General features: G+C 67.4%; 18 protein-coding genes and 1 pseudogene. 17 read left to right on the top strand and 2 right to left on the bottom strand.

The features are described from left to right. Positions 1 to 156 precede the first annotated feature (156 nt). From GGI48_RS28930 to GGI48_RS28850, 17 genes are all read left to right on the top strand, one after another. On the top strand, positions 157 to 1,116 hold the full coding sequence (locus GGI48_RS28930) for an AAA family ATPase (protein ID WP_003218556.1): 960 nt from the start codon (positions 157 to 159) through the stop codon (positions 1,114 to 1,116). A 5-nt stretch (positions 1,117 to 1,121) separates the two neighbouring features. Next, positions 1,122 to 2,063 (top strand): DUF58 domain-containing protein, encoded by a 942-nt coding sequence (locus GGI48_RS28925; RefSeq protein ID WP_016966180.1) that lies wholly within the window; start codon positions 1,122 to 1,124, stop codon positions 2,061 to 2,063. Beyond that, positions 2,060 to 2,554 carry a DUF4381 domain-containing protein gene (locus GGI48_RS28920; protein WP_179601331.1) on the top strand — a complete coding sequence of 165 codons (495 nt, stop codon included), beginning with the start codon at positions 2,060 to 2,062 and terminating at the stop codon, positions 2,552 to 2,554. Before GGI48_RS28925 ends, GGI48_RS28920 begins: the two co-directional genes overlap by 4 nt. Further along, a complete protein-coding gene (locus GGI48_RS28915; RefSeq protein WP_103740240.1) occupies positions 2,547 to 3,623 on the top strand; it encodes a vWA domain-containing protein in 1,077 nt (358 codons plus the stop codon). Before GGI48_RS28920 ends, GGI48_RS28915 begins: the two co-directional genes overlap by 8 nt. Continuing rightward, positions 3,620 to 5,362 (top strand): VWA domain-containing protein, encoded by a 1,743-nt coding sequence (locus tag GGI48_RS28910; protein ID WP_179601329.1) that lies wholly within the window; start codon positions 3,620 to 3,622, stop codon positions 5,360 to 5,362. Before GGI48_RS28915 ends, GGI48_RS28910 begins: the two co-directional genes overlap by 4 nt. Further along, positions 5,359 to 6,996, top strand: a complete 1,638-nt coding sequence (locus tag GGI48_RS28905) for a BatD family protein (protein WP_179601327.1) — start codon at positions 5,359 to 5,361, stop codon at positions 6,994 to 6,996. Before GGI48_RS28910 ends, GGI48_RS28905 begins: the two co-directional genes overlap by 4 nt. 101 nt (positions 6,997 to 7,097) lie before the next feature. After that, on the top strand, positions 7,098 to 8,342 hold the full coding sequence (locus tag GGI48_RS28900) for an exonuclease SbcCD subunit D C-terminal domain-containing protein (RefSeq protein WP_179601325.1): 1,245 nt from the start codon (positions 7,098 to 7,100) through the stop codon (positions 8,340 to 8,342). Next, complete coding sequence (locus GGI48_RS28895; protein ID WP_179601323.1) at positions 8,339 to 11,980, top strand: AAA family ATPase; 3,642 nt, start codon at positions 8,339 to 8,341, stop codon at positions 11,978 to 11,980. The genes GGI48_RS28900 and GGI48_RS28895 overlap by 4 nt, the downstream gene beginning before the upstream one ends. Next, complete coding sequence (locus GGI48_RS28890; protein WP_179601321.1) at positions 11,977 to 12,603, top strand: glutathione S-transferase; 627 nt, start codon at positions 11,977 to 11,979, stop codon at positions 12,601 to 12,603. The genes GGI48_RS28895 and GGI48_RS28890 overlap by 4 nt, the downstream gene beginning before the upstream one ends. 1,078 nt (positions 12,604 to 13,681) lie before the next feature. Continuing rightward, positions 13,682 to 14,323 carry a DUF1345 domain-containing protein gene (locus GGI48_RS28885; protein WP_016967515.1) on the top strand — a complete coding sequence of 214 codons (642 nt, stop codon included), beginning with the start codon at positions 13,682 to 13,684 and terminating at the stop codon, positions 14,321 to 14,323. A 326-nt stretch (positions 14,324 to 14,649) separates the two neighbouring features. Next, entirely contained in the window at positions 14,650 to 15,591 is a 942-nt protein-coding gene (locus GGI48_RS28880) for a choline ABC transporter substrate-binding protein (protein ID WP_179602180.1), read from the top strand. Positions 15,592 to 15,677: 86 nt separating this feature from the next. Beyond that, positions 15,678 to 16,610: an alpha/beta hydrolase gene (locus tag GGI48_RS28875; protein WP_179601319.1), complete on the top strand. Its 933-nt coding sequence runs from the start codon at positions 15,678 to 15,680 to the stop codon at positions 16,608 to 16,610. A 156-nt stretch (positions 16,611 to 16,766) separates the two neighbouring features. Beyond that, positions 16,767 to 17,783: a LacI family DNA-binding transcriptional regulator gene (locus GGI48_RS28870; RefSeq protein WP_016965633.1), complete on the top strand. Its 1,017-nt coding sequence runs from the start codon at positions 16,767 to 16,769 to the stop codon at positions 17,781 to 17,783. Between the two features lie 66 nt (positions 17,784 to 17,849). After that, the gene (locus GGI48_RS28865) at positions 17,850 to 18,632 is read left to right on the top strand and encodes a sugar phosphate isomerase/epimerase (RefSeq protein ID WP_179601317.1); all 783 of its coding nucleotides are present in this window, start codon (positions 17,850 to 17,852) and stop codon (positions 18,630 to 18,632) included. After that, a complete protein-coding gene (locus tag GGI48_RS28860; RefSeq protein WP_179601315.1) occupies positions 18,625 to 19,587 on the top strand; it encodes a sugar kinase in 963 nt (320 codons plus the stop codon). The genes GGI48_RS28865 and GGI48_RS28860 overlap by 8 nt, the downstream gene beginning before the upstream one ends. A 154-nt stretch (positions 19,588 to 19,741) precedes the next feature. Continuing rightward, positions 19,742 to 21,037 (top strand): MFS transporter, encoded by a 1,296-nt coding sequence (locus GGI48_RS28855; protein ID WP_179601313.1) that lies wholly within the window; start codon positions 19,742 to 19,744, stop codon positions 21,035 to 21,037. Positions 21,038 to 21,056: 19 nt separating this feature from the next. Then, a complete protein-coding gene (locus GGI48_RS28850) occupies positions 21,057 to 22,052 on the top strand; it encodes a D-glycerate dehydrogenase (protein ID WP_179601311.1) in 996 nt (331 codons plus the stop codon). A gap of 121 nt (positions 22,053 to 22,173) precedes the next feature. Here GGI48_RS28850 and GGI48_RS28845 read toward each other — a convergent pair whose 3' ends face one another. Together GGI48_RS28845 and GGI48_RS31690 are read right to left on the bottom strand one after the other, a co-directional pair. After that, positions 22,174 to 23,382, bottom strand: coding sequence for a pyridoxal phosphate-dependent aminotransferase (locus GGI48_RS28845; protein ID WP_179601309.1), 1,209 nt, complete (start codon positions 23,380 to 23,382; stop codon positions 22,174 to 22,176). A gap of 82 nt (positions 23,383 to 23,464) precedes the next feature. Then, positions 23,465 to 24,064 (bottom strand): annotated as a pseudogene (locus GGI48_RS31690) (methyl-accepting chemotaxis protein); the annotation flags it as partial. Positions 24,065 to 24,206 lie beyond the last annotated feature (142 nt).

Raw genomic sequence — 24,206 nt, 5'->3', positions numbered from 1 at the left:
CGCGTGGAGCTGAATAAAACACGGATTTTTTTCGACTAATTGGCTAAATCAGGTTTTCCCCGTTAGTCGCCGACCCCCGCTATGGATTAAAGTATCGCCCCCAGCCCCGACGTTATTTCCACGCCCGGGGTGCACCCTCTCCAGGAACAGTCACCGATGGAACATCGTGAAGCGCTTTTGGCGCTGCGAACCTTTCTTTCAACGCAGATTCTCGGCCAGGAAAAACTCATCGAGCGCTTGCTCATCGCCCTGCTCGCCGACGGCCACATGCTGGTCGAGGGCGCTCCGGGGCTGGCCAAGACCAAGGCCATCAAAGAGTTGGCCGAAGGCATTGAAGCGCAATTCCATCGGATCCAGTTCACCCCCGACCTGCTGCCCGCCGACATCACCGGCACCGAGATCTATCGCCCGGAAACCGGCAGCTTCGTGTTCCAGCAAGGGCCGATCTTCCACAACCTGGTGCTGGCCGACGAAATCAACCGCGCCCCGGCCAAGGTCCAGTCGGCGCTGCTGGAGGCCATGGCCGAGCGTCAGGTCAGTGTCGGGCGCAGCACCTATGAACTGTCGCCGCTGTTCCTGGTGATGGCGACCCAGAACCCGATCGAGCAGGAAGGCACCTACCCGCTGCCCGAAGCCCAGCTCGACCGCTTCCTGATGCACGTCAAGATCGGCTTCCCGGACGCCGCCGTCGAGCGCCGGATCCTGCAGCAGGCCCGGGGCGAAGCGCTGAACGGCGAAACCAAGCCCGAGCGCCGGGTCAGCCAGCAGGCGATCTTCGCCGCGCGCAAGGAAATCCTCGGCCTGTACATGGCCGACGCGGTGGAGGAATACCTGGTGCAACTGGTGATGGCCACCCGCACCCCGGCCAAGTTCGACCCGGAAATGGCCGAGTGGATCGCCTACGGCGCCAGCCCCCGCGGTTCCATCGCCCTGGACCGCTGCGCCCGGGCCCACGCCTGGCTGGCCGGCCGGGATTTCGTCAGCCCGGAAGACATCCAGGCGGTGCTGTTCGACGTGCTGCGCCACCGCATCATTCTGTCCTTCGAGGCTGAAGCGGCAGGCATCGACCAGGACCGTGTGGTACAGCGCATCCTCGACGTCGTTGCCGTCGCCTGATCTCCATGACTCAAGCCATCGCCGAACCCGGCATTCGCATCACCCTCGGCGAGCTGATCGAGATGCGCCATCGCGTGCGCGAGGTGCAGCTGTTCTCCACCCCCAGCCAGCGCAGCCCGCTGATCGGCCTGCACCACTCCAAGCTGCGCGGGCGTGGCGTGGACTTCGATCAGGTGCGGGTCTACCAGGCCGGCGACGACGTGCGCACCATCGACTGGCGGGTCACCGCCCGTACCCAGGAACCCCACACCAAGCTGTTCCACGAGGAGCGCGAGCGGCCGATCTTCATCATGGTCGAGCAAAGCCGCCAGCTGTTCTTCGGCTCCGGGCTGATGTTCAAGTCGGTGCTCGCCGCCCAGGCCGCGAGCCTGATCGGCTGGGCCGCCCTGGGTCATAACGACCGGGTCGGCGGCCTGGTCTACGGCGACGACGAGCACTACGAGATCAAGCCGCGGCGCAGCAAGCAGAGCCTGTTGCAACTGCTCAACCGCCTGGTGCGGGTCAACCAGTCGCTGCACAGCGAAGCCCAGCCCCAGCGCGATGCCCTGGGCACCGCGCTGCTGCGCGGGCGTGAAGTGCTGCGCCCGGGCAGCCTGGTGATCGTGATCTGCGACGAGCGCGCCTTGAGCGACGCCGCCGAGCAACAGCTGAGCCTGCTGTCGCGCCATTGCGACCTGCTGCTGATGCCACTGTCCGATCCCCTCGACCACGCCCTGCCCGCCGCCGGCCTGCTGCGCTTTGCCGAGCGCGGCGCGCAGTTGGAACTGGACACCCTGAACTACGAACTGCGCCAGGCCTACCGGACCCAGAGCGAGGCGCGCATCGCCCGCTGGGAACGCCTGGCGCAAAAGCTGCGGGTGCTGCTGATGCCCCTGAGCACCCAGAGCGAAATGGTCGAGCAACTGCGCGAGTACCTCAATCCGCAGCGCCCCGGAGCCGGCCGATGAGCAGCCTGGAACAACTGCAACCGCTGCTGCCGCCGCCCGACATCGGCCTGTGGCCACCGGCCCCGGGCTGGTGGGCGCTGGCGCTGCTACTGCCACTGCTCGGGTTGGCGATCTGGCGTTGGCGCCATCTATGGCCGCGCAAGGCCTCCCAGGCCCGCAGCGAACAGCCCCTGGACCCGGTGCGCCTGGCCGCCCTGGCGGAACTGGCGCTGCTGCCCAAGCCCTATGACGGCGCCCCGGCCGGTGCCTGGCTGCAGGCCCTCAATGCCCTGCTCAAGCGCCTGTGCCGCAACCACTACCCCTACAGCCAGAGCCACACCCTCAATGGCCGCAAGTGGCTGGCGTTTCTCGACAACCGCTGCCCGGCCGCCGGCCTGACCCGCTGGATGGTGCTGGTCGAAGGCGCCTACAAGCCCGAGTGCAAGCTCGACGACAAAGCCATCGCCGGCCTGACCCAGGCGGTGGACACCTGGATTCGCAAGCATGTTTGAGTTCGCCTGGCCGTGGATCTTCGCCCTGTTGCCGCTGCCCTGGCTGCTGCGCCTGGTGCTGCCGGTGGCCGACAGCGGCGAGCCGGCGCTGAAGGTGAGCTTTCTCAGTGACCTGGAAGGCCTGTCCAGGCGCCGGGCCCGGGCCCACCTGCCGGCCTGGCGCCAGCAGGCACGCTTCATTCTGCTCTGGGTCCTGTTGCTGCTGGCCGCGGCCCGCCCGCAATGGCTGGGGGAACCGCTGCCGGTGGCCGCCAGCGGCCGCGACCTGCTGGTGGCGGTGGACGTGTCCGGCTCCATGGACTTTCCCGACATGCAGTGGCAGGACGAAGACGTCAGCCGCCTGAGCCTGGTCAAGCACCTGCTGGGGGACTTTCTCGAACACCGCGAGGGCGACCGGGTCGGCCTGATCCTGTTCGGCAGCAAGGCCTATCTGCAGGCGCCGCTGACCTTCGACCGGCGCACGGTGCGCATCTGGCTGGATGAAGCGAAGATCGGCATCGCCGGCAAGAACACCGCCATCGGCGACGCCATCGGCCTGGCCCTCAAGCGCCTGCGCCAGCGTCCGGCGCAGAGCCGGGTGCTGATCCTGGTCACCGACGGCGCCAACAACGGCGGCGAGATCGCACCGATCACCGCCGCCCGGCTGGCTGCCGCGGAAGGGGTGAAGATCTACCCCATCGGCATCGGCGCCGACCCGCAGGACAGCGCCACGCTCGGGGTACTGGGGCTCAACCCGAGCCTGGACCTGGACGAACCGGCGCTCAAGGAGCTGGCCGAGGTCACCGGCGGGCGCTACTTCCGCGCCCATGACGGCCAGGAGCTGCAGGCCATCAAGGAAACCCTCGACCAACTGGAACCGGTGGCCCAGCAACCGACCCAGGCGCGCCCGGCCCAGGCCCTGTACCACTGGCCGCTGGCCGTCGCCCTGCTGCTCAGCGTGCTGCTGGTGCTGCGCGAGCGCTGGCCGCACAACCCGCTGCAGCGCTTCTTCACCGAGTCGAATTTCCTGCTGCCTGCCCATGACTGGCGCCAGCGGCTCAAGCGCCTGCGCTTGCGGAGGCGGCGATGATCAGTCTCTGGCCCCACTGGTTCCGGCCCGGATGGTTGCTGGTACTGCCACTGCTGGCGCTGCTGCTGTGGAAGCTCTGGCACCGGCAGAAGCGCGCCGGACGCTGGCAGATGATCCTGCCCCCGGCCTTTCACGCCGCCCTGCTCAGCGGCGGCAACGGCCGCGAAAGCAAGCTGCCCTGGGTGGCCCTGGGCCTGGCCTGGTTGCTGGCGGTGCTGGCCCTGCTCGGCCCCAGCTGGCAGCGGGTGGAACAGACCAGCCAGAAACCCGCCGACCCGCTGGTGGTGCTGCTGGAACTGACCCCGCAGATGCTCGCCAACGACGTGCCGCCCAATCGCCTGGAGCAGGCCCGGCACAAGTTGCTGGACCTGTTGCAAGCGCGCAGCGACGCGCAGACCGCGATCGTGGTCTATGCCGGCAGCGCCCACACCCTGGTGCCGCTGTCCGATGACCTGGCCACCAGCCGCAACCTGCTGGACGCGCTCAAGCCGTCGATCATGCCCCAGCCCGGCCAGCGCGCCGACCTGGCCCTGCTCAAGGCCCTCAAGCTGCTGGACCAGGGCGCCCTGGGCCAGGGTCGGGTGCTGCTGATGGCCTCGTCCCTCAGCGAACAGGAACGCCAGGGCATCCGCCAGGCCCTCGGCGGTGACGCGCCGCAGTTGCTGATGCTGGGCCTGGGCAGTCGCGACGGCGCCCCGGTGACCCTGGAAGACGGCAGCTACCTCAAGGACGACCTGGGGGCGATCCTGGTGTCGCGCCTGGACAGCCCGGACCTCAAGCAGTTCATCGGCGAGGTCGGCGGCCGCTACCGGCAGGCGCGCCTGGACGACAGCGACCTCAAGGGCCTGGGCCTGCTCGGTGGCCCCCAGGGACTGCGCAACGACGGCCAGACCCTGCGCCTGGACACCTGGGCCGACCAGGGCTACTGGCTGTTGCTGCCCCTGTTGCTGCTGGCCGCCTGCGCCGGGCGCCGGGGCTGGCTGTTCTGCCTGCCGCTGCTGCTGTTGGCCGCGCCGCAACCGAGCTACGCCTTCGACTTGCAAGACCTGTGGCTGCGTCCCGACCAGCAGGGCCAACGGCTGCTGGAGCAGCAGCGCCCGGCGGAAGCCGCGCGGCATTTCCAGGACCCGCAATGGCAAGGCGTGGCCCTGTACGAATCCGGCAACTACAATGCCGCCGCCGAGCGCTTTGCCGAAGGCAACGACGCCCGCGCCCACTACAATCGCGGCAATGCCCTGGCCCGCAGCGGCGAACTGGAAGCGGCCATCGACGCCTACGAGCAAGCCCTGGAACGCCAGCCGGACCTGCAACCGGCCCTGTACAACAAGGCCCTGGTGCAAAGCCTGTTGCAACAGCAGCAGGCCGCCCCGCCGGCAGCGCCGCAAAAGCCGCAGAACCCCGACAGCGACGACAGCAATAACGCCGGGCCCAGCGGCGCCGCGACCCAGCCGCCCCCCGGCGGCGAAGCCCCGGACAACACCGGGCAGACCGCGGCCGAAAGCGGCGAAGCCACGGCCGCGCCGCCAACGAGCAACGGCCACAGCGAGGTGCCCGGCAGCGAACTGGACGACCAGCACACCACCACCCCGCTGCGCCCGGCCCAGGACAGCCTGGACGCCGAACACCAGCAGGCGCTGGAACAATGGCTGCGCAAGATCCCGGACGATCCGGGGGAACTGCTGAGACGTAAATTCTGGTACGAACAGCAACAACATCAGGATCAGGGAAAAACTCGATGACCCGCTGCACCGCCGCCCTTCTGCTAGCCCTCGCGTTCTGGACGGCCTCGTCCCAGGCTGCCGGGCTGTCCGCCAGCCTGGACCGCAGCCAGGTGAACGCCGGGGAAACCGTCGAGCTGACCCTGGAGTCCAGCGACGTCACCCAGTTCGGCAAGCCCGACCTCAGCCCCCTGGACCGTCAGTTCGAAGTGCGCGGCACACGCCAGGTCAACCAGCTCAACAGCCTGGGCGACAACCACGCCAGCACCCGCTGGATCGTCACCCTGCTGCCGCGCCAGCTCGGCACCCTGGAGATTGCCCCGCTGCAACTGGGCAATCTGCACAGCCAGGCCCTGAGCCTGCAAGTCAACGCCGGCACGCCCCAGGATCAGGACGCCCGGCTGGAGCCGGTGTTCATCAAGGCCGAACTCGACCAGCCCAAGGTCTACGTCCAGGCCCAGGCCCTGCTGACCCTGCACATCTACCATTCGGTGCCGCTGTTCGACGACAGCAACCTCAGCCCGCTGCAACTCGACGATGCCCGGGTCGAGCAACTGGGCGAGCCGCGCACCTACGAAAAACTCATCAATGGCGTGCGTCACGGGGTGATCGAGATGCGCTACGCCCTGTACCCCCAGCGCAGCGGCCAATTGCAGATCCCGGCCCTGACCTTCAGCGCCACCCTGGCCAACCCGGGCAACGACCAGGACACCGCGTCCCAGGCCCCCAAGCCCGGCAAGCTGATCCATGTGAGTTCCGAGCCCATGAGCCTGGAGGTACTGGGCAAGCCCGCCGGCTATCCCGCCGACCTTCCCTGGCTGCCGGCGCGCCACCTGGAATTGACCGAAAGCTGGAGCCCGGAGCCCGATCATCCTCAGGTCGGCGACTCCCTGACCCGCAGCCTGACCCTGCGCGCCGAAGGCCTGTCCAGCACCCAGTTGCCGCCCCTGCCCCAGCCCGAGGTCAACGGCCTGCGCAGCTACCCCGATCAGCCGCAACTGAGCAACCAGCACGTTGAACAGGGCCTGCTGGGCATTCGCGAAGAACGCCAGGCCCTGGTGCCGACCCGCACCGGCGAAGTGAATCTGCCGGGCCTGGAAGTGACCTGGTGGAACACCCAGCAAGAGCGCCTGGAGCTCACCCGCCTGCCGGCCCGCAGCCTGCAGGTGGCGAACAACCCGAGCCTGGTGGTGGACACCCCGGCCGGCACGCCCCAGTCCGGCGGCGACGATGGCCCGCTCTGGCCCTGGCAACTGAGCACCCTGCTGCTGGCCTGCAGCACCCTGCTGGGCTTTGGCCTGTGGTGGCGGGCCCGCTCGCAACCGGCGGTGCTGCGCGCCACCCAGACCGGCCCGAGCCCACGCTCGCTGCTGGACGACCTCAAGCGCGCCTGCCAGGCCAACGACCCGCAGACCACCCGCCAGGCCCTGGACGCCTGGGCGCGCCAGCAACCGGAAACCCTGGCCGACATGGCGGCGCGCTTCATCCCGCTGTCCGATGCCCTGGACGGCCTCAACGGCGCCCTCTACAGCGAAACCGGCCAGTATTGGCAAGGCGAGGAACTGTGGCGGGCGATCCGCGCCATCCCCATCAACGAACGGGTCCAGGACCCGTTGACCGACACCACCAGCCTGCCGCCGCTCTACCCCAAATAACAGCAGCCGCAAGCTGCAAGCCTCAAGCGCCAAGATTCGCTTGAGCTTGCCGCTTGCCACTTGCCACTTGCAGCTCGTAGCTGCTTTTCCTGGAGTTTGCCTTGCGTCTGTTTCACACCTCCGACTGGCACCTGGGCCAGAACCTCCACGGCCAGGAACGCGATTTCGAACACGCCTGCTTTCTGGAGTGGCTGCTGCGCCAGCTCAACGCTGAGCAGCCCGATGTGCTGCTGATCGCCGGCGATATCTTCGACACCGTCAACCCGCCGGTCAAAGCCCAGGAGCGGCTCTACGACTTCATCGTCAGCGCCCACGAACAGCAACCGGCGCTGACCATCGTGATGATCGCCGGCAACCACGACTCCGGCTCGCGCATCGAGCTGCCGGCGCCGCTGATGCGCCGCCTGCGCACCCACGCCCTGGGCCGGGTGCTGTGGCTCGACGACGGCCAGTTGGACGCCGAGCGCCTGCTGCTGCCGCTGCCCGACGCCAGCGGCCAGATCGCCGCCTGGTGCCTGGCCCTGCCGTTCCTGCGGCCGGCGGAAGTCACCGGGCGACAGTTGGGCGACGACTACCTCAAGGGCATCGCCCAGGTGCATGAATGGCTGATCGCCGCGGCCAACGCCAAGCGCCAGCCGGGTCAGGCCCTGGTAGCGATCAGCCACGCGCACATGGCCGGCGGCTCGGTGTCCGAGGACTCCGAGCGCAGCCTGATCATCGGCAACGCCGAGGCCCTGCCCGCCGGCCTGTTCGGCGCGGACATCAGCTACGTGGCCCTGGGCCACCTGCACAAGCCGCAGAAGGTCAACGGCGAGCAGCGCATCCGCTACAGCGGCTCGCCGATCCCGCTGTCGTTCTCCGAGATCGGCTATCAGCACCAGATCCTCGATGTGCGCCTGGACGGCGAGACCCTGGTCAGCGTCGAACCGCGGCTGATTCCCCGGGCGGTGAACCTGCAACGCCTGGGCCCGGCGCCCCTGGGTGAGCTCCTGACCCAGCTCGGCGAGCTGCCGGACATCGACCTGTTGGCCGAAGAACAGCGCCAGCCCTGGCTGGAAGTGCGGGTGCGCCTGGACGAGCCGCAGCCGGACCTGCGCCAGCAGGTGGAAAACGCCCTGCAAGGCAAGGCCGTGCGCCTGGTGCGGATCGCCGCCGAGTACGCCGGTAGCGGCGGGCGCGACGCTGAAGACGTCGGCGCCGAGCTGATCGACCTGGATCAACTGAGCCCCGAAGAACTGTTCCGCCGCGCCTGGCGCGACGCCTACGCCAACGAGGTGGACGACGCCACCCTCAAGGATTTCGCCCTGCTGTTGCAGGACGTGCAGCAAGAAGGGGAACAGCCATGAAGATCCTGGCCATCCGCCTGAAGAACCTGGCCTCCCTGGCCGGCCCGTTCGAGATCGACTTCAGCGCCGAGCCCCTGGCCAGCGCCGGGTTGTTCGCCATTACCGGGCCCACCGGCGCCGGCAAGAGCACCCTGCTCGATGCCCTGTGCCTGGCGCTGTTCGGCGCGGTGCCACGGCTGAACAAGATCGCCAAGGAAAACAAGGTTCCCGAGGTCGACAGCGATATCTCCACCGGCGACCCCCGCACCCTGCTGCGCCGTGGCACCGGCAGCGGGTTCGCCGAAGTGGATTTTGTCGGCATTGACGGGCGCCGCTACCGCGCCCGCTGGGAAACCAACCGCGCCCGCGACAAGGCCAACGGCAAACTGCAAGCCAGCCGGCAGAGCCTCACCGATCTGGACAGCAATCAATTGCTGGCCAGTGGCAAGCGTGACTACGAACAGCTGATCGAATCCAGGCTGGGGCTCAACTTCGAGCAGTTCACCCGCGCCGTGATGCTGGCCCAGAGCGAGTTCAGCGCCTTTCTCAAGGCCGACGACAAGGAACGCAGCGAGCTGCTGGAAAAGCTCACCAACACCGCCGTCTACAGCCAACTGGGGCGCCGCGCCTACAGCAAGAGCAAGGAAGCCGACGAGGCCCACAAGGCGCTCCAGGCCCAGGCCAGCGGCATCAGCCCGCTGGAGCCCGAAGCCCGGGCCGAGCTGGAACAGCAACTGAGCCAGGCCCAGCAGCAACTCAAGACCCAGCAGGCCCAGCTCAAGCAGCTGGAAGCCCAGCACAGCTGGCTCAAGGAACTGCGCCAGTGGCAGGAAGCGCAGCAAGACGCCGCCGAGCAGTTGCAGGCCGCCGAGCAGCAAGCCCAGGCCCTGGCGCCCGAGCGCCTGCGCCTGCAACGCCTGGAGCAGTTGGCGCCGCAGCGGCATCAGTTTTTGCGCATGGCGGAGCTTGAGGCCACGTTGCCGCCCTTGCGCCTGCAGATCCAGCAGCAGGTCGAACAACAAGGCCAGCTGAACCAGCAACAACAGCACCTGCAACAGCAATTGCAGGAGGCCGATAGCGCCTTGTCCCAGGCCCAGGAGCAGCACAGCGTCAGCGCGCCGCTGCTGCGCCAAGCCTTTGCCGAACAGGCCAGCCTGGAGCGCCTGGGGCAAAGCCTGAGCCAGGCCGAAGCACAACGTGCCCGCGCCGAACAAGCCTGCGCCGAAGGCCAGCAGGCGATCCAGCAACTGCTGGAACAGCAGCGCCGGGTGGCTGAACGCCTGGAACTGATCGCCGGGCAACTGGCCCACAGTGCCGCCCTCGCCCCCTTGAGCGAAGCCTGGAACGCTTACCGCGAACGCCTGCAACAGCTGATGCTGGTGGGCAATCGCCTGCACCAGGGCCAGGCCGAGCTGCCGGCCCTGGAACAGCGCGCCGCCAGCGCCGCCGCACAACTGAGCGAACAGCGCGCGCACCTGGAGTTGCTGTACAGCGAAGCCGGGGCCGAGCCGCAAGCGGTGGCCGAGCAGATCCAACTGCTCGGCACCCTGCTCCAGGACAACCGCAAACAGCAGCGCGCCTTCGAGGAACTGGGCCGGCTCTGGGCCCAGCACCAGGAACTGCAACAGCGCGCCCAGGCCCTGCAAGACAAGCAACAGGCCGTGGCCAGCCAGCGCGAGGCCTTGAACCGGGCCGGTCTGCAAGCCAAGGCCGAACTGGCCGTGGCCGAGCAAACTTTGAGCGTCACCCAGGCCCTGCTGGAGCGTCAGCGCCTGGCCCGCAGCGCCAGTGTCGAGGAGTTGCGCGCCCAGTTGCAGGACGATCAGCCGTGCCCGGTGTGTGGCAGCGTCGAGCACCCTTATCACCAGCCCGAAGCCCTGCTGCAAAGCCTGGGGCGCCACGACGAAAGCGAAGAAGCCAACGCCCGCCAGGCGGTGGACGGCCTCAAGGAACAGCTCAACGAACTGCGGGCCCAGGTCCAGGGGCTGATTGCCCAGCAGAAGGAGTTCCTCCAGCAGCAAGAACAGCTGGCGATCCAGCAACAGGCCCTGGCCCCGAGCCTGCAAGCCCACCCGCTGAGCGCCAGCCTGCTGGACCAGGAGCCGCCCAAGCGTGACGCCTGGCTGCATCAGCAACTGGAGCAACTGCAACAGAGCATCACCCAGGACGAAAGCCGCCAGGGCGCCCTGTTGACCCTGCAAAAGGACGCCGCGCGCCTGCAAAACCAGTTGCAAGCCGCCATCGACGCCAGCCAGCAGGCGGCCCAGCACCTGGACCAGCAACAGCAGCAACTCAACGCCGACCGCCAGCGCCTGGAAGAAGAACTGAGCTACTTCGCCAGCCTGCTGCCGGCCGAGGTCCTCGACGGCCTGCGCCGCGACCCGGCCAACACCTTCCTCCAGCTCGACCAGCAAGTGCTGCAGCGCATTGAACAACTGCGCGAGCAGCAGGAAGAGATCGAGGAACAGCAGCAACGCCAACTGGCCCTGGACAAACAGCAGGACCGCCAGCTGACCCGCCAGCAGCAACTGAGCGAAGCGCAGCAGCAGTTCGCAACCCAGCACCAAGAGCAACAGGCCTGCCAGCACAAACTGGCCGAACTGCTGGGCCAGCAGCCCTGTGCCGAGCACTGGCAACAGCACCTGGAACAGGCCGTGGAACAGGCGCGCCAGGCCCTGGCCCAGGCGCAACAAAAACAGCAGGCACTGCACCAGCAAGCCATCGAACTGGGAGCGGCCCTCAAGGCCCGGGAAGAACGCCAACAGGCCCTGGACAGCGAACAGCAGCAACTGGCGGCCAGCATCGAGCAATGGCGCGCCCAGCACCCGGAGCTGGATGACGCCGGCCTGCAACAGCTGCTGCAACTGGATGAGGAACAGATCCAGGCACTGCGCCAGCGCCTGCAGGCCAACGACAAGGCCATCGAGCAAGCCAGGGTCCTGCTGCAGGAGCGCCAGCAGCGCCTGGAACAGCATCAGGCCCAGCACAACGGCAACCTCGCCGCCGAACAACTGACCCAGGCCCTGGACGCCTTGCAGCAGCAGGCCCAGGCCAGCGAACAGCAGGTCGCCGACCTGCGCGCCCGGCAAAGCGAGGACCAGCGCCGCCAGGACGCCAACCAGGCCCTGAACCAGCAGCTCGAACAGGCCTACGGCGAGTGGCAGCGCTGGGCCCGGCTCAGCGCCCTGATCGGCTCGGCCGAAGGCGACAAGTTCCGCAAGATCGCCCAGGCCTACAACCTCGACCTGCTGGTGCACCACGCCAACGCCCAACTGCGCCAACTGGTGCGCCGCTACCGCCTCAAGCGCGGCGGCAGCATGCTCGGCCTGCTGGTGCTGGACACTGAAATGGGCGACGAACTGCGCTCGGTGCACTCGCTGTCCGGTGGCGAAACCTTCCTGGTGTCCCTGGCCCTGGCCCTGGGGCTGGCGTCCATGGCCTCCAGCACCCTGAAGATCGAATCACTGTTCATCGACGAAGGCTTCGGCAGCCTCGACCCCGAATCCCTGCAACTGGCCATGGACGCCCTCGACGGCCTGCAGGCCCAGGGGCGCAAAGTGGCGGTGATTTCCCACGTGCAAGAGATGCACGAACGGATTCCGGTGCAGATCCAGGTCAGCCGCCAGGGCAACGGCCTGAGCACCCTGGAGGTGAAATGAGCACGCAAGCAACGCCTGGGGCGACCCTCTACTCGTTCCGCCGCTGCCCTTACGCCATGCGCGCGCGACTGGCCCTGAGCTATGCCGCAGTGCCGGTGCGGATCGTCGAGGTCAGCCTCAAGGCCAAGCCGGCCGAGATGCTCGCACTCTCGCCCAAGGGCACGGTGCCGGTGCTGGCGGTGGATGGCCGGGTGATCGATGAGAGCCTGGAGATCATGCACTGGGCCTTGGCCCAGCATGACCCCGAGGACTGGCGGCTGAGCGCGGACCCGGCGGCCCAGGCGCGGATCGCGGCACTGATTGCCGAGAACGATCAGGTGTTCAAGGTGCACCTCAATCGCTACAAGTACGCCGAACGCTATCCCGAAGCGCCCATGGAGCATTACCGGGGCCAGGGCGAAGTGTTTCTGGCGCGCCTGGACGGGTTGCTGCAGGAGCAGCGCTATCTGCTGGCGGAGCATCCGAGCCTGGCGGACATGGCGTTGCTGCCGTTTGTCCGGCAGTTTGCCCATGTGGATCGGGAGTGGTTTGCGCAGGCGCCCTATGGCGCTTTGCAGGAGTGGTTGCGGGGGTGGCTGGAGTCGCCGTTGTTTGGTGGGGTCATGGCTAAGTCGTTGGCTTGATTTGGGTTTTTTTTGGGGGGGCGGGTATAGCCTGTTGTTGCGGGGTTGATGGGGACATATCCGTTGCTGCGGGTGCGGCTACTTTGGGTTTCGCTCTTGCAGCGAGTTTGACGGGGTACATATCCGTTGCTGCGGTCACGGCCACTTAGGGTTCCGCTCTTACAGCGGCTCACTTTTGAAAAGCGCAAAAGTAAGCAAAACGCTTCTGCCCCTCCACTCGGTGCCTCGCCTAGGCTCGGCATGCCCGAACTCCGGCATTGATCCGTGGGCCGCCGCAATGGGCCATCCATGGCCCAGTGCGGCTAACCCGGCATCCCTGCCGGGTTACCCACGGCTCAATGCCTGCGTTCGGCCATCGTGTCTAAAGGGGCAGGAAGATCAAAAGCAAGATCAAAAGCAAAAGCAAAAGCAAAAGCAAAAGCAAAAGCAAAATCTGACGGCGGCCTGCCGGCCGACCTGTTTCATTGCCGTTAGCGTTACGTGTAGCCGCTGCCGCAGGCTGCGAACGGCTCCGGAGGAGACGCTAAACCTGCCTCCCCGATATTCCTGACATATCGCGCCGCCTGGTTTTGCGAGCGCAAGCGCTCGTTCGCAGCCTTCGGCAGCGGCTACAAGGAACCAGCCTGCGCACCTTGGCTTTGGCTTTTGATCTTGATCTTGATCTTCAGGCCCCTTCCCAGCAGGCCGAGCGTAGGCGTTGCGTAGGGGGCAGCTCGGCATGGATGCCGAGCTAGCCGCCACCCGGCCATGGATGGCCGGTTGGCGGCGGGCCCCCGGAGCAATGCCGGAGCTCGGGTACCCCGAGCCCCAGCGAGGGGCCGTATGGAGGGGCAAGCCCTTTTGGTTCCTTTTGTGGCGTTTGACAAAAGGGACTCGCCGTAAGGGCGAAACCCTAAGTGGCCGTGACCGCAGCAACGGATATGTACACCGCCCACCGCTGCAAGAGCAAAACCCTAAGCGGCCATAACCGCAGCAACGAATATGTACCCCATCCCACTCGCCGCAACAGCAAAACCCTAAACCGCCCCCCTTCCCCAATGCTACTGTTCCCCCCTTCTTCCCCAAGCTGCGAGCCACCATGTCCATCGTCATCCGCACCCACCCCCGCCTGACCATCGGCGTGCTGATCGGCTGCGCCGTGGGCTTTCTGGCCCCTGCCGAGACCCTGATCAGCAAGATCCTCATCGGCTGGAACGCCGCCGTCTGGACTTACCTGGCGCTGATGTTCTGGCTCACCGTGCGAGCCCGGGCCGATCAGGTCAAACGCATCGCCGAAGCCGAGGACGAAAACGCCGGGCTGGTGCTGTTGATCATCTGTGTCGCGGCCATCGCCAGTCTGGTGACCATCACCCTGGAACTGGCCGGCAGCAAGGACCTGGACACCACCCGACGCCTGCTGCACTACGCCTTCACCGGTTTCACCGTGATCGGCTCCTGGCTGTTGGTGGGGGTGATTTTCAGCGTGCACTATGCGCGCCTGTACTACACCTGGAACGGCAAGGAACCGGCGCTGCGCTTCGCCGAGGGCCTGACCGATCCGGACTATTGGGACTTTCTGTATTTCTCCTTCACCATCGGCGTCGCGGTGCAGACCTCGGACGTCGGCGTGGCCACTCGCGAGTTGCGGCGGATCGTCCTGGCCCAGTCGCTGATCGGCTTTCTGTTCAATACCGCGATCCTGGGTTTCTCCATCAATATCGCCGCCGGGCTGTTCGGTTGAACCTGCACAACACGTCTGGATCCTGCGCGCCCATTTCACCGGCCATGCCTGTGCCCGTCACTGCCACGACAGCTATCTGCTGGCGACCGGCTCCGCGCGCTGGCGGGGTTCGCCACGGGCCCTGCGGTGCTTCAACCGGGGCATGGCCTTGCTATGGCTGGCGTGCGCCGGGATGAGTCTGTGGGTCTGAGGCCGCCAGCGTCGCCACAGGGCAAAAGCCGGTCGCTACAGGGCGCTTGGTGCAGTTGGCGGGCCACGTAAGGTGGGCGGCATGGCGCAAGCAGACGCCACCCAGCCTGAAAGCCACCTGCCGGATGAGCCCCATGATGAAAGCACCGTTCAAGCGTTGTTTCCTGATCCTGTGTGCCAGTGCCTGCCTCAGTGCCCCGGTTTGGGCCGCCGAGCCCGCCGCTTGCAAGGCCGTGCGCATGGGGGTGGTCAACTGGACCGACGTGATCGCCACCAGCGCCGTGGCCGATGTCCTGCTCAACGGGCTGGGCTACGACAGCAAGCAGACCAGCGCCGTGCAGCAGATCATCTTCGCCGGCATCCGCGACAAGCGCCTGGACATCTTCCTCGGCTACTGGAAGCCGGCCATGGACCAGAACATCGCGCCCTTCCTTGAGGCCGGGCAGGTCAAGGTCATGGACCGGCCCAGCCTCACCGACGCCCAGGCGACCCTGGCGGTGCCGGACTACGTGGCCCAGGCGGGCCTGAAAACCTTCGCCGACATCGCCCGCTTCAAGGAGCAGCTGGGGGGCAAGATCTACGGCATCGAGCCCGGCAGCGGCGCCAACACCACCATCAAGACCCTGATCGACACCGACCACTTCGGCCTCAAGGGCTTCAAGCTGATCGAATCCGGCGAGGCCGGGATGCTGGCGGCCGTGCAGCGGGCGATCAATCGCAAGGAATTCGTGGTGTTCGTCGGCTGGACCCCGCACCCGATGAACATCAACATGGCCATCACCTACCTCAGCGGCAGCGAAGACGTGTACGGGCCCAACGAGGGGGCGGCCACGGTGTCCACGGTGACCGCGCCGGACTACGCCGAGCGCTGCCCCAATGTGTATCGACTGCTGCAGAACCTGAGCTTCAGCGCGGCCCAGGAAAGCCAGCTGATGGTGCCGATCATGCAGCGCAAGACGCCCCAGGACGTGGCCCGGCAATGGCTGCGCGAACACCCCGAGGACTTGCAGCGCTGGCTGACAGGGGTGACCACCTTCGATGGCGGCGACGGCGTGGCCGCGGTCAAAGCCAATCTGTAACCGCCCTCCGTAGCAGCTGGCTTGCCGGCGAAGGCAGTCTCACGGACCTTCGCCGGCAAGCCGGCTCCTACACTTCAGGACTGTCCATGAGCCATTACCCGCTTTCTGCCGAGCTGACGGCCTTCGTCCAGCGCACCCTGAGTTACACCAGCGCCGACAGCAGCCTCCAGGGCCTGCGCGACAGCTATGAGCGCATGTGCCGGGATTTCACTCCGGCCCATCCGCCCGGGCTCGTTGTGCATGAGCGGCAACTGGCCCAGGTGCCGCTGCGTTTCTATCACCCGGACCGCGCCGCCCCGGAGCGCGGCTGGCCCTGGCTGCTGTACCTGCACGGCGGTGGCTGGGTGCTGGGCAGCCTGGATTCCCACGATTTCATCACCGCCCATCTGGCCAGCGAACTGCAGGTGCTGGTGATCGCGGTGGATTACCGGCTGGCCCCGGAACACCCGTTCCCGGCCGCCTTCAACGATTGCCTGGCAGTATGGCGCGCCCTGGAACAGGGCCTGGGCCCGGTGCAGCTGGATCGCCGTCGTCGACTGGTGATGGGCGACAGCGCCGGGGGCAATCTGGCCGCGGCCCTGTGCCTGGCCCTGCGCGACGCCGCCGAACCCTTGCCCGCCGCCCAGGTGCTGGTCTACCCCGGGCTGGGTGGCGCGGCCAACCTGCCCTCGCGCAGCCAGTGCGCCGACGCGCCCCTGCTCAGCAGCAGCGACCTGGACTGTTTCCAGGCGCTGTACCTGCCGGAGCCCGAGCCCACCTCGCCCTATGCCCGGCCGCTGCTGGCAGAGGATTTGCGTCACCTGCCAGCGGCCTTTATCGCCCTGGCAGAGTTCGACCCCTTGCGCGACGACGGCCAGTGCTATCACCAGCGCCTGTTGCAGGCCGGCGTCGCCAGCCAGCTGTATCCGGGCCAGGGCCTGGTGCATGGCTGCCTGCGGGCCAGGGGACTGGCGGTGGAAGTCGATGCGCTGTATGCCGCCCTGCTGCGCGCCCTGCGCCAGTTCCTTGAGCAGCCCTGAGCCCCTGCCGTTGGTCAGCCACCTTCAGCCCTTATGCAGATTTATCGACGTTGCGCCCTTGACGGCAGAATGGGTTTTGCGGTTTCCTGAAACCGGTTTCAGCACCATCCTCGGAAAGACTGCAAACCGATCATTCCAAGAATAAGGTCGTCGCCCGTGAATCCGTTTTCCGCCGCCCAGCGCAATCGCGTCACCATGCTCGATGTCGCCCGTCATGCCGGGGTCTCCAAGGCCAGCGTGTCGCGCTTTATCGGCGACGACCGCGCCCTGCTTTCCGCTGCCACCGCCTTGCGCATCGAGCAAGCCATCAACGCGCTGGGCTACCGCCCGAACCAGATGGCCCGCGGCCTCAAGCGCGGGCGCACGCGGCTGATCGGCATGCTGGTGGCGGATATCCGCAACCCCTATTCGATTGCCGTGATGCACGGTGTGGAAACCGCCTGCCGCCAGCACGGCTACAGCCTGGTGGTGTGCAACACCGACCGCGACGACGAACAGGAAGCCCGGCACCTGGCCAACCTGCGGGCCTACAACATCGAAGGCCTGATCGTGAACACCCTGGGCCACCACCTGGAACAGTTGCTGGAATTGCAGCAGGAAATGCCCCTGGTGCTGGTGGACCGCAAGCTCGATCCCCTGCACGCCGATCTGGTGGGCCTGGACAACCCGGCGGCGGTGCACAGCGCCATCGAGCACCTGGAACAGCAGGGCTACCGCGACCTGTTGCTGGTCAGCGAACCCCATGACGGCACCAGCTCGCGGCTCGAACGCAGCGCCGCGTTCCAGGCCGAGATCGCCCGGCGCCCGGCCTTGCGCGGCCAGTCCCTGGAAACCGGCGAGGCCCTGGCCCGCCACCTGAAAGACTTTCTCGACACCCCCGGGCCCGGGCCCAAGGCGCTGTTCTGCGCCAACGGCGTGGCGACCCTGGCGGCGACCCGTGCCCTGCGCGAATTGCAGTGCCCGCTGTTCGAGGGTGTCGGCCTGATCGCCCTCGACGACCTGGACTGGTACCCCCTGGTGGGCAGCGGCATCACGGCCCTGGCCCAGCCCACCGCCGCCATCGGCGCCAGCGCCTTCCACTGCCTGCTCAAGCGCCTGCAGGGCGACGACGCCGCGCCGCGGGTGGTGGATTTTCCGACGCAATTGATCGTGCGCGGCTCCACCGCGTTGTAACGGCGGGGGCAAGCACCCCGCGGCTTTTTTCGAACAAAAATGAAACCGGTTTCAGAGGTCATAGACATGCAGCGATCCCCCGTTTCCATCAGCCTGTCCAGCTACGGCGCGGACCTTGTGCGCGAGCACGGCCAGGCGCATTTCATCCCCCTGGTGGCCGCCGCTGGCGCGTCCTGCATTGAATGGCGCGAAGAGCTGCTGAGCGACGAAGACCCCGCGCAGCTGGCGCAAAGCGCCGTGGAGCATGGCCTGGAAAGCGTGTATTCCTCGCCCCTGGAGCTGTGGCAGGCCGAGCGCCGCGAACCCAACCTCGAACTCGCCGCCGTCTTGCAGCGGGCCCGGGCGTTTGGCGCCCGCGACCTCAAGGTGTCCCTCGGTCACTTCGGCGCGCATCACGACCTGCGCAGCCTCGGCAGCCTGCTGGCGGATCAGCCGGTGCGGCTGCTGGTGGAGAACGACCAGACCGCACACGGTGGCCGCATCGAACCCTTCCAGCGTTTTTTCAGCGCCGTGGAGGCGCTGAACCTGCCGCTGCGCATGACCTTCGATATCGGCAACTGGCAGTGGCAGGCGCAGTCGGCGCTCGATGCCGCGCGCCTGCTGGGCCGGCACGTGGCCTACGTGCATTGCAAGGCCGTGCGCCTGCGCGCCGATGGCAAGCGGGTGGCCGTAACGCCACAGGCCTCGGAGCTGCAGCAGTGGGAACACCTGCTGCGGCACATGACTCAAGGACTGACCCGGGCCGTGGAATACCCGCTGCAAGGCGCCGACCTGCTGCAGGTGAGCGCCGAGCAGGTCGGCCTGCTGGCGGGCCTCGGCCAATCGCGACTGGAGCCTGCCCATGTCTGAGATCGATATTCTGTCCTTCGGTGAAACCATGGCGATGTTCGTCGCCGAACACAGCGGCGACCTGGCCCGGGTCGAACACTTTCACAAGCGCATTGCCGGGGCCGACAGCAACGTCGCCATCGGCCTGTCGCGCCTGGGTTTCAAGGTGGCGTGGCTGAGCCGGGTCGGCAACGATTCCCTCGGGCAGTTCGTGCTCGACACCTTGCAGGCGGAGGGCCTGGACTGCCGCTTCGTGCGCCGCGACCCGCTGCACCCTACCGGCTTTCAGCTCAAGTCCCGGGAAGAAACCGGCGATGACCCGCGGGTCGAGTACTTCCGCCGCGGCTCGGCCGCCAGCCACCTGAGCCTCGACGACCTGGCCCCGGCCCTGCTCCAGGCCCGCCACCTGCACGCCACCGGGATTCCCCCGGCCCTCTCGGACTCGGCCCGGGAGTTGTCCGGCCACCTGATGCGCACCCAGCGCGCCAACGGCCGCAGCGTGTCGTTCGATCCCAATCTGCGCCCGGCCCTGTGGGCCAGCGAAGCTTTGATGATCCGCGAGATCAACCGCCTCGCGGCCCTGGCCCACTGGGTGCTGCCGGGCCTCGGCGAGGGCCGCCTGCTCACCGGCCGTGACGACCCGGCGGACATTGCCGCGTTCTACCTGGACCAGGGCGCCGAAGCCGTGGTGATCAAGCTCGGGGCCCATGGCGCCTACTACCGCACCCAGCTGGACGCCGGCTTCGTCGCTGGCGTGCCGGTGCCCCAGGTGGTGGACACCGTCGGCGCCGGCGATGCCTTCGCCGTGGGCCTGATCAGCGCCCTGCTGGAAAGCCGCAGCGTGATCGAAGCGGTGCAGCGCGCCAACTGGATCGGCAGCCGCGCGATACAGAGCCGTGGCGACATGGAAGGCCTGCCCCGACGCCACGAACTGCCGGACCCGGCAGCGCCCCTGAAAACCGCCTGCGCCCTGTAGACGCTGGCTTGCCAGCGAAGGGGCCCGCCAGGGCGATGCGAGGCTCGAGGGCCTCTTCGCCGGCAAGCCGGCTCCTACACAACTGCAGTGCGCATGCGGACAAAAAACCAGAACCACCTGTTGCGACAAAAACAACAAGCTCAGGAGAACTTTCATGGACAGCCTCAAACTCGCCGCCCGCCGCTGGTGGTACATCATGCCGATGGTCTTCATCACCTACAGCCTGGCCTACCTGGACCGCGCCAACTATGGCTTCGCCGCCGCCTCGGGGATGGCCGACGACTTGCAGATCACCCCGGGGCTGTCATCACTGCTGGGGGCGCTGTTCTTCCTCGGCTATTTCTTCTTCCAGGTGCCGGGGGCGATCTACGCGCAAAAACGCAGCGTGAAGAAGCTGATCTTCGTCAGCCTGATCCTCTGGGGCGGCCTGGCCACCCTCACCGGGATCGTCGCCAACGCCTACATGCTGATCGCCATCCGCTTCATGCTCGGGGTGGTGGAAGCGGCGGTGATGCCGGCGATGCTGGTGTACCTGTGCCACTGGTTCACCCGCGCCGAACGCTCCCGGGCCAACACCTTCCTGATCCTCGGCAACCCGGTGACCATGCTCTGGATGTCGGTGGTCTCCGGCTACCTGGTGGAGCACTTCAGCTGGCGCTGGATGTTCATCGTCGAAGGCTTGCCGGCGGTGCTCTGGGCCTTTATCTGGTGGCGCCTGGCCGATGACCGGCCCAGCCAGGCCCAGTGGCTCGGCGCCCAGGAGAAGCAGGACCTGGAAAGCGCCCTGGCCGCCGAACAGCAAGGCATCAAGGCGGTGAAGAACTACGCCGAGGCCTTCCGCTCGCCCAAGGTGATCCTCCTCGCGCTGCAGTTTTTCTGCTGGAGCATCGGGGTCTACGGTTTCGTCCTGTGGCTGCCGTCGATCCTCAAGCACGGCGCACAAATGGACATGGTCGAGGCCGGCTGGCTCTCGGCCCTGCCCTACCTGGCGGCGGTGTTCGCCATGCTCGCGGTGTCCTGGGGTTCGGACCGCACCCAGCAGCGCAAGCGCTTCGTCTGGCCGCCGCTGCTGGTGGCGGCCATCGCCTTCTACGCTTCCTACCTGCTGGGGGCCGAGCACTTCTGGTGGTCCTACGGCCTGCTGGTGATCGCCGGGGCCTGCATGTACGCGCCCTATGGGCCGTTCTTCGCCATCGTTCCGGAGATTCTCCCGGCCAACGTGGCCGGCGGCGCCATGGCCCTGATCAACAGCATGGGCGCCCTGGGCTCCTTCGGCGGCTCCTACCTGGTGGGTTACCTGAACAGCAGCACCGGCTCGCCGGGGGCCTCCTACCTGCTGATGAGCGGCGCGCTGCTGCTCTCGGTGCTGCTGACCCTGTTGCTGACACCCGGCGCCGGCGCGCCTCGGGCCAAGGGCCTGCCCCTGCCACGCCGCCTGGCCCACTCCTGAATCGCCACAGAGAACCGTGATGAAAAAACACCTGGTGCTGTACAAGAAACTCTCGCCGTCGCTGATGGCGCGCCTGCAGGAACAGGCCGCGGTCACCCTGATCGAAGACCTCGGCCCCAGCGGCCTTGCGGCCCTGCGCCAGGCCCTGCCCAGCGCCGACGGGCTGCTGGGCGCGAGCCTGCGCCTGGACGCCGAACTGCTGGACCTGGCGCCGCGCCTGCAAGCGGTGGCCAGTGTCTCGGTGGGGGTCGACAACTACGACATCGACTACCTGACCCAACGCGGCATCCTGCTCAGCAACACCCCGGACGTGCTCACCGAAACCACCGCCGACACCGGCTTCGCACTGATCCTGGCCACCGCCCGGCGGGTGGTGGAACTGGCCAACCTGGTGCGCGCCGGGCAATGGCAGCGCAACATCGGTCCGCTGCATTTCGGCAGCGACGTGCACGGCAAGACCCTGGGCATCATCGGCATGGGGCGCATTGGCGAGGCCTTGGCCCAGCGCGGGCATTTCGGCTTCGGCATGCCGCTGATCTACCACAGCAACAGCCCCAAGCCGGCGGTGGAACAACGCTTCAATGCCCGCTACCGGAGCCTGGAGCAACTGCTGCAAGAGGCCGACTTCATCTGCCTGACCCTGCCCTTGACCGAGAAGACCCAGGGGCTGATCGGCCGCCGTGAACTGGCGCTGATGCGCCCGGAAAGCATCTTCATCAATATTTCCCGGGGCAAGGTGGTGGACGAAGCGGCCTTGATCGAAGCCTTGCAGGCGCGGCACATTCGCGGCGCCGGGCTGGACGTGTTCGAGCGCGAACCGCTGGACCCGGACTCACCGCTGCTGCAACTGCCCAATGTCGTGGCCACCCCGCACATGGGCTCGGCCACCCACGAAACCCGCGAAGCCATGGCCCGCTGCGCGGTGGACAACCTGCTGGCGGCACTGTCCGGCCAGCGCCCGCCGAACCTGGTCAATAGCGCCGCCTGGAACCTCAGGACACGACAGACCGGTTAACGAATCGCCACCACCACAGCGCCCCTGACGACCGTAGGAGCTGGCTTGCCAGCGAAGGCGTTCACCAGGGCGATGCAAGACCTGATGGCCGCTTCGCCGGCAAGCCGGCTCCTACAAGAGGCTACGGGGTACGGCTGGCGGGTTGGGGCGGGCGGCGTTCGAGGAGTTCGCCGGTGCAAAGGGCAATGCGCCGGCAGGCTTCGGCCAGGCGCTCGCAGTCCAGCACCAGGCCGATGCGGATGTGCCCCGCGGCGCTGGGGCCGAAGGCTTCGCCGGCCAGCACCGAGACGCCGTGGCCCTCCAGCAGGCAGTCGGCGAAGGATTGGGCGTCCAGCCCGGTGCTGCGCACATCCACCATGACGAACATGCCGCCGTCCGGGCGGATCGGGGTCAGGCCCGGGCACTGGTCCAGCAGCGAACACACCAGATCCCGGCGTCGCCGGTACTCTTCGCGCATCTGCGCCACTTCCGGCAGCTCGCGGTCCAGGGCGACCACCGCGGCGTTCTGCACAAAATCCGGCAGGCCGTAGAGCATGCACAGGGACAGGTTGCTAAGGTGCCCGGCCAGGGTCGGCGGGGCAATCACCCAGCCCACCCGCCAGCCGCTCATGGCGTGGGACTTGGACAGGCTGTTGATGGTGGCGGTGCGCTCGCCCATGCGCGGCAGGCTGCCCGGGCTGAAGTGCCGGCCCTCGTACAGCAGGTCGCAATACACCTCATCGGAAATCAGCCACAAGTCATGGGCAAGGCACAGCCGCGCCAGGGCTTGCCAGTCGTCCAGTGACAGGCTGGCGCCCGAGGGGTTGTTGGGGCTGTTGAGCAGCATGGCCCGGGTGCGCGGGGTGATCCGCGCCGCCACGTCCCGCGGATCGACGCGAAAGCCCTGCTCGGCGCGCACCGGCACCGGCACGATGCGCGCTGCGCAGGCGCCGAACACGCCTTCGTAGGTGACGTACATGGGCTCGGCCACCAGCACCTCGTCCCCCGGATCGAGCAGGCACTGGGCCACGGAGAACACCGCGCATTGCGCCCCGGGCAGGACCACCACGTGTTCGGCGTCGACGATCTGTCCACTGCGCTGCTGGTGGTGCCGGGCAATGCAGCGGCGCAGCGCCAGATTGCCGCGCACATCCGAATAGTGGGTGTCCCCGGCCAGCAGGCTGTCGATCGCCGCCTGGACCACCGGCCTGGGGGTGTCGAAGTCCGGGTCGCCGACGGTCAGCAGCAACACGTCCCGGCCCTGCTCGCGCAGGGCCAGGGCCCGGTAATGGATATTCCAGGCCGCGGAACCTTCACCGGCGATCCGTTGGGTCAGGGCTGAGTAGCGCATCGCTTTCTCCATGAAAGATGCCTCAGGCAAAACCCTAGGTGCTGCCGGGGCGCTCGTCGAGCGTCCGGCGCCACCGTTGCTGCTAGATCACGAAACGCCCCACCAGGGTGTTGAGGTCCACCGCCAAGCGCGACAGCTCGTGGCTGGCGGTGCTGGTCTGGTCGGCGCCGGCCGCCGACTGGGTGGCCAGGTCACGGATGTTGACCAGGTTGCGGTCCACTTCACGGGACACCTGGGCCTGCTCTTCCGAGGCGCTGGCGATCACCAGGTTGCGCTCGTTGATCTGATGGATGGACTGGGCGATCTGCTCCAGGGATTCGCCGGCGGCGCGGGCCAGTTGCAGGGTGCTCTGGGTGCGCTGGTTGCTCTGCTGCATGGACTCCACGGCCTCGCCGGTGCCGTTCTGGATGCCGGCCACCATCTTCTCGATTTCCTGGGTCGACTGGGCGGTGCGATGGGCCAGGGCCCGCACCTCGTCGGCCACCACGGCAAAGCCGCGCCCGGCCTCGCCGGCCCGGGCCGCCTCGATGGCGGCGTTGAGCGCCAGCAGGTTGGTCTGCTCGGCGATGGCGCGGATCACGTCCAGCACCTTGCCGATGTCCCGACCCTGGGTCGCCAGCCCTTCGATCATCACCGAGGTGCTTTGCACGTCCTGAGCCATGGTCTGGATCGCCTCGACGGTCTGCACCACCCGGTCCCGGCCTTCGCGGGCCGTCTGGGTCGACTGCTGGGAAGCCTCGGACGTGGACACCGCGTTGCGCGCCACCTCCTCCACCGCCGCGGTCATTTCATTGACCGCGGTGGCCGCTTGCTCGATCTCGGTG

The sequence above is a fragment of the Pseudomonas protegens genome, from assembly GCF_013407925.2.
In the GTDB taxonomy this organism is placed as follows: Bacteria; Pseudomonadota; Gammaproteobacteria; order Pseudomonadales; family Pseudomonadaceae; genus Aquipseudomonas; species Aquipseudomonas fluorescens_AP.
Note: the sequence above shows the minus strand (reverse complement) of the source record. Positions and strands in the feature narration are given on the sequence as shown.

Bases quoted from the DNA above. Each gene is read 5' to 3' on its own strand.
- GGI48_RS28930 (WP_003218556.1), top strand. From the start codon at position 157: ATGGAACATCGTGAAGCGCTTTTGGCGCTGCGAACCTTTCTTTCAACG.
- GGI48_RS28925 (WP_016966180.1), top strand. From the start codon at position 1,122: ATGACTCAAGCCATCGCCGAACCCGGCATTCGCATCACCCTCGGCGAG.
- GGI48_RS28920 (WP_179601331.1), top strand. From the start codon at position 2,060: ATGAGCAGCCTGGAACAACTGCAACCGCTGCTGCCGCCGCCCGACATC.
- GGI48_RS28915 (WP_103740240.1), top strand. From the start codon at position 2,547: ATGTTTGAGTTCGCCTGGCCGTGGATCTTCGCCCTGTTGCCGCTGCCC.
- GGI48_RS28910 (WP_179601329.1), top strand. From the start codon at position 3,620: ATGATCAGTCTCTGGCCCCACTGGTTCCGGCCCGGATGGTTGCTGGTA.
- GGI48_RS28905 (WP_179601327.1), top strand. From the start codon at position 5,359: ATGACCCGCTGCACCGCCGCCCTTCTGCTAGCCCTCGCGTTCTGGACG.
- GGI48_RS28895 (WP_179601323.1), top strand. From the start codon at position 8,339: ATGAAGATCCTGGCCATCCGCCTGAAGAACCTGGCCTCCCTGGCCGGC.
- GGI48_RS28890 (WP_179601321.1), top strand. From the start codon at position 11,977: ATGAGCACGCAAGCAACGCCTGGGGCGACCCTCTACTCGTTCCGCCGC.
- GGI48_RS28885 (WP_016967515.1), top strand. From the start codon at position 13,682: ATGTCCATCGTCATCCGCACCCACCCCCGCCTGACCATCGGCGTGCTG.
- GGI48_RS28880 (WP_179602180.1), top strand. From the start codon at position 14,650: ATGAAAGCACCGTTCAAGCGTTGTTTCCTGATCCTGTGTGCCAGTGCC.
- GGI48_RS28875 (WP_179601319.1), top strand. From the start codon at position 15,678: ATGAGCCATTACCCGCTTTCTGCCGAGCTGACGGCCTTCGTCCAGCGC.
- GGI48_RS28865 (WP_179601317.1), top strand. From the start codon at position 17,850: ATGCAGCGATCCCCCGTTTCCATCAGCCTGTCCAGCTACGGCGCGGAC.
- GGI48_RS28860 (WP_179601315.1), top strand. From the start codon at position 18,625: ATGTCTGAGATCGATATTCTGTCCTTCGGTGAAACCATGGCGATGTTC.
- GGI48_RS28855 (WP_179601313.1), top strand. From the start codon at position 19,742: ATGGACAGCCTCAAACTCGCCGCCCGCCGCTGGTGGTACATCATGCCG.
- GGI48_RS28850 (WP_179601311.1), top strand. From the start codon at position 21,057: ATGAAAAAACACCTGGTGCTGTACAAGAAACTCTCGCCGTCGCTGATG.
- GGI48_RS28845 (WP_179601309.1), bottom strand. From the start codon at position 23,382: ATGCGCTACTCAGCCCTGACCCAACGGATCGCCGGTGAAGGTTCCGCG.